Genomic DNA, 12,583 nt, shown 5'->3' with positions numbered 1-12,583 from the left:
CAATAACAGGAGGCGGTCGGGTTGAAACCGAAATCCCAGATTGTCAATCTGCCTGTGTACCAGCCGGGCAAACCGATTGAAGAAGTGAAACGTGAACTGGGGCTTGAACAAGTCATCAAGCTGGCCTCCAACGAAAACCCGTACGGCAGTTCTCCTGCCGCCCTGGAAGCCATTACGAGAGAAATGACTAATATAAGCATATACCCAGACGGTAGCTCGGTTGAGCTGACGGGAGTTCTTGCCAAGCATCTTGGCGTTGAACGGAACAACTTAATATTTGGTTGTGGTTCCGATGAGATTATTGCTTTGATCACGAGAGCTTTCTTCTTGCCGGGTGACGAGACCATCATGGCAGATCAGACATTTTCTGTATATAAAAGCAATGCAGATATTGAGGGTGCCGTGTCCATCGAAGTGCCTCTGAAAGATGGCACGCATGATCTGAGCGCGATGCTCGCGCAAATTAACGACAAAACCAAAGCAGTATGGGTGTGTAATCCAAATAATCCGACAGGTACGATTATCTCCGAGCAGGAACTTACAGCCTTTATGGACCGTGTGCCTGCTCATGTGATGGTCATACTGGACGAAGCTTATTATGAATTCGTAACCGATGAAGCATACCCGCAAAGTATACCATTGATCGAACGGTATCCGAACTTGGTCATCCTGCGGACATTCTCCAAAATTTACGGTTTGGCTTCGCTCCGGATCGGATATGGTATTGCACGTCCCGAAATTATTGATTTGATTAACCGTGTACGTGAACCGTTTAACACCTCCCGTTTTGGACAGGTTGCGGCAAAAGCTGCACTACTGGATCAGGATTTTGTTCAAGAGTGCTCGAAGCGGAATGCAACGGATCGGGATTACCTGCAAAATGAATTTGCACGTCTCGGATTGTCGTATTTCCCTTCACAGGGTAATTTCATTATGGTTGACCTGAATATGCCTTCGGCAAATGCGTTCCAATCCTTGCTCAAACAAGGCATTATCGTTCGCTCAGGATTCCACGTATACCCAACTTACATTCGTGTGTCCGTCGGAACATCAGAACAGAACCGTGCATTTGTCACGGCACTGGAGAACACGCTGGCTGAGAAGGCGGTAGCACGCCCTTAATACTGGCGATGAAAGAGTGAGGACCCATGAAACTAAAAATTGCAATGATTGGTGTAGGACTCATCGGCGGTTCACTGTCGCTCTGCTTCAAAGGCAAGCCAGGTGTAACCGTGATGGGCTACGCCCACTTGGATGAACTGAAGGACAAGTACATAGCGAGCGGTGTAGTGGATGATGCTACGCTCTCTCTGGAAGAAGCGGTAGAGGATGCCGACTTTATTTTTTTGTGCGTTCCCGTAGGTTTGCTAGAATCCTATTTCGAAAAGCTCTCCAAGCTGCCATTGAAAAAAGGATGTATCATCACGGACGTAGGAAGCACTAAAGCTTCCATTGCCGCTTGTGCCGAGCATGTGCGGTTGACTGACGCTTATTTCATTGGTGGTCACCCTATGGCGGGGTCGGAGCGTGCAGGCGTAGATGCGGCCTCAGCCGTGTTATTTGAGAATGCATACTATGTCTTAACCCCTTCAGAACATGTACCTGAGGAAGCCTACAGCAGGTTGTCTGAGCTGCTTGCGTATACGCGGGCACAGATCGTGCGTGTGGAGCCTCTGCTGCACGATGACATCGTGGGGGCGATTAGTCATCTGCCACATGTTATTGCTGTTGCGCTGGTGAATCAGGTACGTGAATATAATGAGTCGAATCCACTGTATAAAATGCTGGCTGCAGGCGGTTTTCGGGATATTACCCGGATTGCGTCCAGTGATGCGATTGTGTGGAGAGATATCTTGCTTAGCAACCGTGATGTACTGCTGGGCTTGCTTAAGGACTGGAATAGCCAGATGACGGCCTTTACGGATATGCTGGAACATAAGAACGGTGAAGGTATAGAGGAGGCATTCCGTCAGGCCCGCGAGTTCCGCAGTATATTACCAGAACGACGCAAAGGCATGATTTCGCCGTTATTTGATCTATATACTGATGTTCAGGATGCACCGGGTATGATCGGTAAGATTGCAACTGAGCTTGGGGCGAATGATATCAACTTGAGCAACTTGGAGATTATCGAAAACCGGGTGGATGTGCCGGGCATTATGCGTCTGTCTTTCCGTCAGGAAGAAGATATGGAACGAGCCAAGACGTTATTGGATTCCTTAGGCTATCAAGTGTGGATATAAGACGAGAAAGAGGGCGAAAGCCCTCTTTTTTGTGAGGTTATATTGGAGTTGTTATTTGATTTTCAGTCACACAAAAAAAGGATGTATTATCCTGATTTACCGAAAGATATAATTAATTCAAACAATTTTACTGAAAGTGTTGACAAAATGAAAACGTATACATATAATAAGGGTACAGTATGGTTTCTCTCCACTCCTATCCAATAACTGTATTGCTCCACGTGAGCAATGGCCGCTTATGTAAGCGGTCTTTTTTTTGTCTTAAAAAGTTATGGGAAAGGCATTGATATGTTAATAGTTACATTTGAACTTACATCCTCTATTTACATCTCCCTCCTTAATCTGTTAGGATACCTTAGATCCAATAAATATCACATTTTTGTAACCTTTTCGGTATGTCGTCCGTCTATATAAGCAAGAGTTACCAAAAAGGCTCAAAATGAAGTCATGAACGTGAAAATGACTGCATATGAATGACAGGTCGGGTTCTGTGGATACCAATGGATTTGCCAGGATGATGCAGACCGTTGTACAATAAATACTGTTAATGTAGAAACGTTGGGGAAATTGCCATTACATAGGGGAATTTGGCGGGAAGGCCAGTTATGGCGCTGAACGCTTTTTATATGCGGTGAGAACCGCAACTTTTTTGTGCCTGTTCGGTAATACATGGATAGAGTCGAACGGGGAGAAGCACATGGATGGGCGAGGAGGGGTCGCACTCAAATGACGGATTCCCAGTTGATTCGAGAGATCAAGGAAGGTAACCTGGAGTTATATTCCGAGCTGATGAGTCGTTATCAGCGTAAAATACTGGCTTTCGTATATCATATGTTGAAAAGTTCCAATATGGAGCTGCTTGCGGAAGATCTCTGTTCTGAGACTTTCTATAAGGCGTTCCGCAGTCTGCACTCTTTCCGTGAGGTGGATGCCTCATTCTCAACATGGTTATATACCATTGCGAGAAATACGGTACTGAGTGAGCTTCGCAAACAGCGTAGCGGAAATGTCCCACTTGAAGAGAGCGGGATTGTTCCCGTTGCTCCTTCGGAGAATACACCGGAGTATGCTGTACTTCGCAGCGAGCGGGTGATGCTGGTTAGGGATGCGATTAACAATTTGCCGGAGAAGCAGCGTTCTGCGATTATACTCCGTGAGTATGATCAACTAGACTACCAAGAGATTGCGAATATTCTTGGGCAGAGCGTCAGTTCTGTGAAATCGCTATTATTCAGAGCAAGATCAAGCGTAAAAACTCAATTGGAACCTTATTTCTTCGAACCGGTGTACGAGCCATATGAAGGGATGAAGAACCGATGAATTGCAATGAAGCCCAGGAACTGTTTGCACTGGTCTGGGACTTGCCGGAAACTCATCCTCAGCGGATTGCATTTCATGCTCATCTCGCTGGTTGTGAAGAGTGCTCCGAGCAGTTTGAGGTCTGGGAAGAAGCTCAGATCTTGCTGCACAGCATTCCGGTTCCAGTGACAGAACAACAAGCAGAGAGAGTGAACCGTAACGTTATGGACCGGATCTACGCGGAGTCTCCATGGTTACTGCCGGAAGAGGTAAAGGTTAATCGTTTCTCTGCTGTGATCCGCAAGCATATGTCTTTGTGGATTGCCGCGTTCCTGGCTATTTTTTTATGCAGCTTTCTGTATATGGCAATGTTTAAGCCAGACGTATCAGAAGCTGAGCAAACCAAAGTTGTTACTACGGGTATCCTGGAGACAGGGGTTGCCGGAAGCGGACCATCGTCCTCTGGCATGTATCAGTACAACATGACTGGAGCGGACAGAGGAAGTATCATAGAACCTTTTGTTGTGAGCATGGGACCTGCTTATCCGCAGTATTGGATGGCCCTCTCTTTACTTGCAATAGGAATGGCGTTATTTTCTCTTGGACGTATGCATCGAACAACGAATAAACGCAAACAAGGTGCGAGTGCATAGGTAATAACCTTTCGTTCGCCGTGTGGAGAAATGAGGGATGTAAGTGCGAATCGGACTTATTCGTCACGGTCTTACAGACTGGAATGCGGCGGGCCGTATACAGGGTCAGACGGATATTCCTCTGAATGGAGAAGGTCGTGAACAGGCAGAGCGCCTGGGAAGACGTCTGCTGACGGAAGAATACCAATGGGACTATATCATCACAAGTGGATTATCGCGGGCACAGGAAACAGGGGAGATTATCTCCAAGCTGTTGAATGTACCTTTGCTTGAGCCGGACGCACGGTTGAAAGAAAGGGCTTTTGGTCAGATTGAAGGTCTGACTTCAGAAGAACGGGTTGCCCGTTGGGGCCAAGCCTGGGAGACATTGGACTTGGGACAGGAGCAGATAGCGGATATCCAGATTCGTGCACTGGCGTTTCTGGAAGATCTATGGTCTGCCTATTCGGACCAAAACGTACTCATTGTCACTCACGGAGCTTTCTTAGCCAACCTGTTAACAGCTTTGTTTAAAGATCGGTATACAGAACGCATTGGAAACCTGTCACTGACGATCCTGGAAAAGGAACGTGATGACTGGAGTCCGCTGTTGTATAATTGCACACGACATCTGTCTTTGGACACAGCGAAACAACCTGAGTAATCCAACTTGGGTTGTTTTTTTTGCGTTTTATGGGGAAATAAAGACTGTATATGATTTCAAACCTCTCATTTTTCTTCTGATTGACCAACTCGGGGCATAGTATGGTTTAAAACATAAAAGATTTCCAAAAAGAGGTTTAGATTATGGGAATTCCGTCAACGATGTTTACAAAACCAAACTATTTCAGGCTCTGAATCAGTAGTCGAAGTAGTTAACGGGCGAGGCGATGGACCCATGAATCTAGCGGATATGCTTACTTTTGCCGATATTGGCCAGCTTAATCGAATAGCAGACTATTACCAATGTGAATGCAAGCCCAATTCCAAACATGAACTCATCCAGAGTATTCTCACTACATTGGGCAGCAGACCCTTTTTTGAGCAGCAGGTACGTCAACTGAATCAAGCAGATCAGCGCTTTTTGAACAACTTGTTGTTTGATCCTCGCCAGTATTATGGTATGGAAGAACTCATTGCCATAGCCCGTCAATCGATGGACAAAAAGGAGAGTGAGGCTGGCGCGAGTCCACGTGATCTCATCGTTCGCTTCAATAAGAGTGGATGGTTGTTCAATGGGACAACGCAGCAGACCAGGTATTTGTATCAGGTACCCCAGGATCTGAAATTAAGATTCAGGGATGTGTTATCCACACATCTGCGAGCAGGGATTACCAAAACAACGGAACCACCCATGTATCGGGATGAGTATCATCTCTTAGCGGATGATCTCAAGTTGTTCCTGCAGTTTGTCCAGCAGCACGAAATTGCCCTTAACGCTGAAGGCATGATGTACCGTCGCTCTCAACAGCAGATTATGGAGCATCTGCACATTAGTGAGGAATTGGTGGGCAAAGGTGGATGGAGATTCGGATATGGCCGTTCCTTCAAGGATTACCCGGATCGTTTCGCACTTCTCTACGACTATGCATTTCACCATCGGCTGGTTCGTGAGGAGCAAGGCACGCTGAAGTTATCACCAGCTGGAGAAGACAAGCTGGGAGCTGAGAAAACAGCCGAAATGATACAGCTATTTAGGTTTTGGTTAAGATTGTATAAAGGTGCTATTCCCAATCTGTCCTCTATTGTGTATTGGACAGGCGAATGTGCCCAAGAATGGTCAACCGCCGAGTCGCTGTTTCGTCAGATCGGTCCGTTCATTCAGCCGTTTTACTATGATACGGCCGAGGCCATTTATGATAACAGAATTGTTAAAATGATGTTGCATCTTGGCATGGTCCGTATTGGGGAACATGAGGAAGGCAGGACTATTCAAATGACAGCCTGGGGCACACGTCTTGCTGCATCCTGTCGCTCCATCTCAGGAGACATTACGCCTATTATGTTTGACAAGTGAAGGACAAGTTGCTAAAATCACTCCCAAATTAAGGAGTGATAATAATGATAATTCCATACAAAGGTCTACAACCTCAGTTACACCCTTCGGTATATATGGCTGAAGGTGCAAAACTGATCGGTGATTTGAGAATGGGAGAAGAGTCTTCCGTCTGGTTCAATGCAGTCCTTCGGGCTGATTTGGCTCCTATTATCATTGGAAAGCGCTGTAATATTCAAGATAACGTTGTCGGGCATGTCAATACTGATCAACCTTTGATCGTGGGAGATGATGTCTCAGTAGGACATACAGCGATCATTCATGGTTGTTGTATTGGAACAGGATCATTAATCGGCATGGGAGCCATTCTGCTGAATGGAGCCGATATTGGCGAATATACGCTGATTGGAGCCGGTTCTGTTGTTACTGAGAATAGTAAAATTCCGCCCTATACTCTTGCTTTGGGGACACCTGCCAAAGTGATACGTGAGCTGACTGATGCCGATCTGGAGCGGATGTCCAGAACTTCACTGGGTTATGTTACCAAAGGAAAAGAATATAGGAGCTCTTAAATCCGTTTTGGAGGTGCATCCTATTGGATAAAATGAAAGTTACGTATGAAGTCATGTTGGGGCTGGCAGCTGAGATGGTTTGGGACGAAGCGCTTCGCAAACAGCGCAGCGAGAAGCTCTATTTGGAAATCGATAAAGCGTTAGCTACCGGAGACGAAGTAGCTTTCCGGAGTCTGACGGATGAACTGAGGACCATAAACTGATTAGCAAAATAGTTCCTTTCTGAGATAAAAGGGAATGCGCAGATGCGTGTTTCCTTTTTTTAATATGTTTAATTCCGAAATGAATGTCTGGATTTATAAGATATAGTCATATATAATATGGGAATAAAATGGATAGAGAGGGGATATAGGGAATTGAAATTCAGTGAGATGACTCAAGACAGCTGGGCTGAACTGCAACTCTATCTGGATACATGCCTTATTCCATACACAGCTCTTAGCGGTGAGCAGTCGCCAGTTGAAGCTACCGAGGCGTTGGAGCGGCTGAGAGATTTTCTGGATCTGGTCGAAATTCCTTTCAAAGGGAGAATCATGACTTATCCAGCCTTTCATTATTCTAATTCGGAATTGTCAATGACATTAAATTCCTTGTCCGCACAGCTTAAATCTTCAGGATTCAAATATGTGGTTATTATGTCATCAGATGGTCATTTGCATGGCGTGGAAATTCCAGCTGCTGACCTGGTTTTGAGTCGGTCCGTCTTAACTCATGAGGTTGGAGAAGAAGGGATTGCGAGATTTGTAGGGGAAAAGATACGAGAGTTGTGGAAAAAATAGTTTTTAGCGACAAATGTGACAATTTTACAACAATTTTTTAATAACGCTTACAATTGAACCTTAAAAATGTGTGACAAATTCTTGACGGTGTTCTAGGGCTACTATATGATTATGTATGTTCTAGTAAGTCGTGGAATTTATGAAAATGAAAACGTTTGAGAGAGTTGGCTGAAAAAGGGGGTTGGAGACAGTATGAGCAGTGAGCATGACCACCACGAAGCTTCATTGAAATTGCCAAGCCGCATGGAGATGTCACGCAGGCAGTTTTTGACGTACACGCTTGGTGGAGCTACAGCCTACATGGCCGCCGGTGCAATCCTTCCTATGGTCCGTTTTGCGGTGGACCCGATTTTGCAACATAAGGGAGAAGGCACCTCTGTCAAAGTAGCTGAAATCAGCAAAATTACGAATGAGCCTCAAGAATTCACCTTTGAACTTAAACAACAGGATGGTTGGTATCTGAGTAATGCATCGTTAGTGGCGTGGATTCGCAAAGACGAGCAGGGTAAAATTTATGCACTCTCACCTATCTGTAAACATCTGGGATGTACAGTAGGCTGGAATAGTGACAAGCAGTACCCTGACGAGTATCATTGCCCCTGCCATGGCGCGCACTATGACAAGGAAGGGAAGAATCTTGCCGTAGCCCCCAAACCGCTGGATGAGTACGTAGTCAAGGAAGAGCAGGGTTGGGTATATCTGGGCGACATTGTTCCGAACACCCGAGTGAATTAGGAGGCGTGAACGCAGATGTTTAAAAATGTCTATGACTGGATTGACGAGCGTCTTGACATCACGCCAATCTGGCGGGACGTTGCGGATCATGAAGTTCCAGAGCATGTAAATCCGGCTCATCACTTTTCCGCATTCGTGTACTGCTTTGGTGGATTGACGTTCTTTATTACTGTTATTCAGATTCTGTCAGGCATGTTCCTGACCATGTATTATGTACCTGATATTATCAATGCCTACGCAAGTGTGGAGTACCTGCAGACCAAAGTAGCCTTCGGCCAAATTGTTCGCGGCATGCACCACTGGGGAGCCAGTCTGGTTATCGTAATGATGTTCTTACATACGATGCGTGTGTTCTTTACAGGCTCTTACAAGGCACCGCGTGAAATGAACTGGGTTGTCGGCATGCTGATCTTTTTCGTCATGTTGGGCCTGGGGCTGACAGGGTACTTGTTGCCATGGGATAACAAAGCCTATTTTGCAACAAAAGTAACACTGGAGATTGCCAATACGGTTCCTTGGCTGGGACCGATTATTAAAGAATTCCTGCAAGGCGGTACGATTGTTGGTGCACAGACACTAACCCGATTCTTTGCCCTGCACGTATTCTTCCTCCCCGCTGTGCTTCTGGTGCTTCTGGTCGGACACTTTATCATGATCCGCAGACAGGGCATTTCGGGACCACTATAAACTGAGAAGGGAGGAATCGCAATGGCTCACGGACATAAGAAGGATGATGAGGAAAAGGTTATCTTTGTCGGTGATTCACGGGTCCGTAAAGGGGCGGGTTTCATTACCCCTCCTGATTACACGGCGTATCCCGGCAAATCAGAAGCCTTTATCCCCAACTTCCTGCTGAAAGAATGGATGGTTGGTGTCGTTGTATTGGTGGGGATTCTGGTTCTCACGATCTCAGAACCTGCACCTTTAGGCTATCCGGCCAATCCGAGCGCATCCGTAATTCCTATGCCGGACTGGTACTTCCTTTTTCTGTATCAGTACTTAAAGTATCCATACGCATCGGGCGATTACGTTCTGCTCGGGGTACTGGGGGTCAGCGGAGTCGCTTTTGGAGCTTTGCTGCTGGCACCATTCCTGGACACAGGCAAGGAGCGGCGTTTCTACAAACGCCCAATTGCTTCATCACTGATGATTTTGTCGGTCATTTCTGTATTCTACCTGACAAATGTAGCGTGGACGCACTACGAGCATGAGTTGGAAGCAAGTGGACAGAAACCTGAACACATTCAACGTGAAGAAGAAGCGCTGGAGAGGCGTGAACAGGGACTCCCACCCGTTTCCAATGCACCTGGACAGCAAGAAGAAGTTGCGATCGTGGAACAGGATGATCCTGCAATGGAAACGTACAAGAAGGCCGGTTGTATTGGCTGCCATGCGGCTGATATGAAGGGCGCAAGTGGACCTTCACTTCGGGGTGTGGGTGACAAGCACAGCCAGGAAGAGATTCTGACCATCATTAAAGATGGTTATAACCAGATGCCTCCTCAGTACAATAACGCCCTCGCTCAAGGTGTCACGGATGAAGAGATCACTCATCTGACCGAATGGCTTGCGAAACAGAAAGCAGAACAGTAAAATCGAAATAACCAATGAAACCTGATCGTTTATGCGGTCAGGTTTTTTTGAAGTGTTTTTTTTTGGACAGCACTGTATCGTGCACAATATTGATGAAGGAAGGGGCAGGGAATGTGGCTTTATCGTATTTCTGGAGTAGGGAATTTCTAACCAATCGTTATTTCCTGTGGCTATTATTTTGGTGTAATGCGGTAGGAACGGTATACGGATACATCTGGTACGGAGAGCAAATGAAATTGACGCTGGCTGAGCAGCCGGTTTGGCAGATCGTATTTGTGCCGGATAGTCCAACAGCGAGTTTGTTTTTTACTTTAGCGTTGTTATGGGTGTTGTACCCACCGCGGTCCATCATTATCAAACGGATCGGACATGTGATTCAGGCGCTTGCCGTGGTTACATCTGTGAAATATGGCGTGTGGGCCGTATCCATTATTTTCGCTGGCTGGATGCAAGGTGGTACACAGCACTGGCAAGACTGGATGTTGATTGCTTCGCATAGTGCGATGGCCATAGAAGCTCTAATTTTTGTACGCTTTTTCGGCTTCCGCTGGACTTCCCTTGTCGTTGCAGGTCTCTGGACGCTGTTGAACGATACGATGGATTATACATATGATATTTACCCTTGGTTACCCGCATCACTCTATGATCATGTAGATGGTGTGCGTAATTTCACATTCGGACTGACACTGGTAAGCATTCTGTGCGCGTGGCTGGCCTTAAGACAGGCGAAACGAACCTGATATCCGATCTTGAGCTTGTTCTAATGAACTGTCCCCCGCCATACATTGGTGGTGGGAGGGATGTCCATGAAGAGAACGTTTGGGATCAAAACTGGCTTACTGGTGGTATCGTTCATGGCTCTAATGCTGTGGACGAACTTAGCATATCGTGTATCCGCGCAAAGTGAAGCATTGAATTCGAATTCAAATCAGCAAGTGTCCACAAGCAGTTCAATTGCACAACTGAATGAGGAAGCAGCCATATTGTATCGTCAGGCGCTCGAGAATAATATTGAAGAAGTGCGCGGAAGCATTCTGCGTATCAGTAAAAGTCTGGAGCATATCTCCTTTGAGGGACAAACAACAGTCGAGGGCATTCACGCCTTGTCCGAAACCATAGTTGAAGTGAAACAAGCCGTTGTGAAGGTGAAAAATGACGATGCTTCTCTTCAGCAGTCCTCAGCCAAGCTCAGACTTGCAGCAGATAGTCTCGCGAATCCAACCAAGCCTTTATGGCTTCAATATTATAAAATCGTGAAAAACGATCTGGACGCTTTATCCGCTGCTACAAATCAAGGGCAAACTGCGGCCGTACTGGCAAACCGCTACACCGTTCTGGAGGAGCATTATGAGACGATTCGTCCTGCCGCACTGATTCGCCGTGAACCGTATGAAATTGCTCAGATAGACGCCTGGTTATCTCATACCAAAGGGCTTACCGCTGCCAAGCAACCTGATCTGGCTCAATTAAAGAGCATGGTTGGCCATGGGGAGGAACTGGTGAACAAGTTGTTTGGTCGCGAGAAGGACGAGAGTGCCTTTGTACCGTTTGTACAGGGTCCCGATCGCAGGGCAGCCGGGCTGCTCATTAGTTCAGTCATTGTGGCGACGTTAAGTTACGCCGGATATCGTAAATATCGTGCGCAGCAGCAGGGGATTTTTCCTTTTCGGCGCTAATCGGATATGAACTTGATCCTGATCTATAAGTGGTATATAAAAAAAAGACCTCTTTCCGCATGAATAGCCACGCTAACGGCTCTTCATGTAAAAGAGGTTTTCTTGTAGTTTCTGTGTTATATCAGCTTTCTTTGAAACCTTCGCCATGTACATCGTGAACATCGCTGATGATGACAAAAGCTCTCGGGTCAATGGAACGTACAATGGTCTGCAATCGCCTGAACTCTTGCCTGGAGATCACGCAGTAGGCCATGTGTTTGGCCTGTTTAGAGTACGCGCCAATGGCTGGAATGAGAGTAACGCCACGATCCATATCCCGTGTGATCTGATCCGCAATCTCGGGTGCATGGTCACTAATGATCATAAATGCCCGGGCAGAATATGCACCTTCCTGAATAAAGTCGATGACTTTGGAGGCGATGAATACAGCTACAAGCGTATACAGAATTTTTTCTTTGGGGATGTAGATGAGAGAGAGCCCGATAATGACAAAGTCGATGCCCAGTAATACTCGGCCCATGCTCCATCCATACTTGCGGTTGAGAATACGGGCAATGATGTCTGAACCGCCCGTCGTTCCGCCCCAACGGAATACAATGCCAAGGCCGGCTCCAAGGGTGACACCTGCATATAGGGCTGCGAGCAGGAGGTCATTCTCGGTATGTAATGGTTCAATCCAGCCCAGGTGAATCAACTTCTCAAACAACCATAGAAAAACGGTCAGTGCCCCGATTCCGATACCCGTATAGATCATCTGTCTACCGCCCAAAATTTTGAGCCCGATCAGAAAGAGGGGAACATTCAGAATCAAGGTTGTAAGTGAAGGTGAGATGCCAAAAGCGTAATTGATCAGCACCGTAACCCCAGTGAGGCCACCTTCCATAAGCTGGTTGGGGATAATGAAATAGAGGAGCCCAAAGGCATATAAGGCTGTACCCAGCACGATGGGAAGAACCAGTTTAACTTGTATCCAGGCTTTGGCAGTGCTCATAAGATCCCTCGCTGTAGATAAATTAGAATGAAGAAGCAATCATTCCCATCTAGTATACCTGTTTATT

Annotated in this window: 15 protein-coding genes; 14 read left to right on the top strand and 1 reads right to left on the bottom strand. The window is 46.4% G+C overall.

Annotation, left to right across the window (positions count from 1 at the left end; translation table 11 throughout):
* Positions 1–21: 21 nt before the first annotated feature.
* From hisC to NST38_RS19050, 14 genes are all read left to right on the top strand, one after another.
* A complete protein-coding gene (gene hisC, locus NST38_RS19115) occupies positions 22–1,122 on the top strand; it encodes a histidinol-phosphate transaminase (protein ID WP_047843554.1) in 1,101 nt (366 codons plus the stop codon).
* 26 nt (positions 1,123–1,148) lie between these two features.
* A complete protein-coding gene (locus NST38_RS19110) occupies positions 1,149–2,243 on the top strand; it encodes a prephenate dehydrogenase (RefSeq protein ID WP_076250006.1) in 1,095 nt (364 codons plus the stop codon).
* 726 nt (positions 2,244–2,969) lie between these two features.
* A complete protein-coding gene (locus NST38_RS19105) occupies positions 2,970–3,563 on the top strand; it encodes an RNA polymerase sigma factor (protein WP_036607662.1) in 594 nt (197 codons plus the stop codon).
* Complete coding sequence (locus tag NST38_RS19100; protein WP_036607660.1) at positions 3,560–4,195, top strand: anti-sigma factor family protein; 636 nt, start codon at positions 3,560–3,562, stop codon at positions 4,193–4,195. The genes NST38_RS19105 and NST38_RS19100 overlap by 4 nt, the downstream gene beginning before the upstream one ends.
* A 43-nt stretch (positions 4,196–4,238) precedes the next feature.
* Complete coding sequence (locus NST38_RS19095; RefSeq protein ID WP_036607658.1) at positions 4,239–4,838, top strand: histidine phosphatase family protein; 600 nt, start codon at positions 4,239–4,241, stop codon at positions 4,836–4,838.
* Between the two features lie 234 nt (positions 4,839–5,072).
* The gene (locus NST38_RS19090) at positions 5,073–6,191 is read left to right on the top strand and encodes a hypothetical protein (protein ID WP_036607656.1); all 1,119 of its coding nucleotides are present in this window, start codon (positions 5,073–5,075) and stop codon (positions 6,189–6,191) included.
* Positions 6,192–6,235: 44 nt separating this feature from the next.
* On the top strand, positions 6,236–6,742 hold the full coding sequence (locus NST38_RS19085) for a gamma carbonic anhydrase family protein (protein WP_036607653.1): 507 nt from the start codon (positions 6,236–6,238) through the stop codon (positions 6,740–6,742).
* Between the two features lie 23 nt (positions 6,743–6,765).
* Positions 6,766–6,945 (top strand): IDEAL domain-containing protein, encoded by a 180-nt coding sequence (locus tag NST38_RS19080; protein ID WP_017687723.1) that lies wholly within the window; start codon positions 6,766–6,768, stop codon positions 6,943–6,945.
* Between the two features lie 153 nt (positions 6,946–7,098).
* The gene (locus NST38_RS19075; RefSeq protein ID WP_076250007.1) at positions 7,099–7,521 is read left to right on the top strand and encodes a DUF2487 family protein; all 423 of its coding nucleotides are present in this window, start codon (positions 7,099–7,101) and stop codon (positions 7,519–7,521) included.
* A gap of 192 nt (positions 7,522–7,713) precedes the next feature.
* Entirely contained in the window at positions 7,714–8,256 is a 543-nt protein-coding gene (locus tag NST38_RS19070) for a QcrA and Rieske domain-containing protein (protein ID WP_017687725.1), read from the top strand.
* Between the two features lie 15 nt (positions 8,257–8,271).
* The gene (gene qcrB, locus NST38_RS19065; protein ID WP_017687726.1) at positions 8,272–8,943 is read left to right on the top strand and encodes a menaquinol-cytochrome c reductase cytochrome b subunit; all 672 of its coding nucleotides are present in this window, start codon (positions 8,272–8,274) and stop codon (positions 8,941–8,943) included.
* A gap of 21 nt (positions 8,944–8,964) precedes the next feature.
* Entirely contained in the window at positions 8,965–9,849 is an 885-nt protein-coding gene (locus tag NST38_RS19060) for a menaquinol-cytochrome c reductase cytochrome b/c subunit (protein WP_076250008.1), read from the top strand.
* Positions 9,850–9,962: 113 nt separating this feature from the next.
* Positions 9,963–10,589, top strand: a complete 627-nt coding sequence (locus tag NST38_RS19055; RefSeq protein ID WP_036607641.1) for a DUF1405 domain-containing protein — start codon at positions 9,963–9,965, stop codon at positions 10,587–10,589.
* A 66-nt stretch (positions 10,590–10,655) separates the two neighbouring features.
* Positions 10,656–11,525 (top strand): sporulation protein YpjB, encoded by an 870-nt coding sequence (locus NST38_RS19050; RefSeq protein ID WP_076250009.1) that lies wholly within the window; start codon positions 10,656–10,658, stop codon positions 11,523–11,525.
* 121 nt (positions 11,526–11,646) lie between these two features.
* Here NST38_RS19050 and NST38_RS19045 read toward each other — a convergent pair whose 3' ends face one another.
* Positions 11,647–12,516, bottom strand: a complete 870-nt coding sequence (locus tag NST38_RS19045) for a YitT family protein (protein ID WP_076250010.1) — start codon at positions 12,514–12,516, stop codon at positions 11,647–11,649.
* Between the last annotated feature and the right edge of the window lie 67 nt (positions 12,517–12,583).

The organism is Paenibacillus sp. FSL H8-0104 (assembly GCF_038050215.1).
GTDB classification, from domain to species: Bacteria; Bacillota; Bacilli; order Paenibacillales; family Paenibacillaceae; genus Paenibacillus; species Paenibacillus amylolyticus.
The sequence above is the reverse complement of the archived record's forward strand: the minus strand, read 5'-3'. Positions and strand labels throughout refer to the sequence as shown.

Excerpts from the sequence above, each read along its gene's own strand:
- NST38_RS19070 (WP_017687725.1), top strand. The coding sequence starts at position 7,714 with ATGAGCAGTGAGCATGACCACCACGAAGCTTCATTGAAATTGCCAAGC.
- NST38_RS19090 (WP_036607656.1), top strand. The coding sequence starts at position 5,073 with ATGAATCTAGCGGATATGCTTACTTTTGCCGATATTGGCCAGCTTAAT.
- NST38_RS19045 (WP_076250010.1), bottom strand. The coding sequence starts at position 12,516 with ATGAGCACTGCCAAAGCCTGGATACAAGTTAAACTGGTTCTTCCCATC.
- NST38_RS19050 (WP_076250009.1), top strand. The coding sequence starts at position 10,656 with ATGAAGAGAACGTTTGGGATCAAAACTGGCTTACTGGTGGTATCGTTC.
- NST38_RS19085 (WP_036607653.1), top strand. The coding sequence starts at position 6,236 with ATGATAATTCCATACAAAGGTCTACAACCTCAGTTACACCCTTCGGTA.
- NST38_RS19110 (WP_076250006.1), top strand. The coding sequence starts at position 1,149 with ATGAAACTAAAAATTGCAATGATTGGTGTAGGACTCATCGGCGGTTCA.
- NST38_RS19105 (WP_036607662.1), top strand. The coding sequence starts at position 2,970 with ATGACGGATTCCCAGTTGATTCGAGAGATCAAGGAAGGTAACCTGGAG.
- NST38_RS19060 (WP_076250008.1), top strand. The coding sequence starts at position 8,965 with ATGGCTCACGGACATAAGAAGGATGATGAGGAAAAGGTTATCTTTGTC.
- qcrB (WP_017687726.1), top strand. The coding sequence starts at position 8,272 with ATGTTTAAAAATGTCTATGACTGGATTGACGAGCGTCTTGACATCACG.
- NST38_RS19100 (WP_036607660.1), top strand. The coding sequence starts at position 3,560 with ATGAATTGCAATGAAGCCCAGGAACTGTTTGCACTGGTCTGGGACTTG.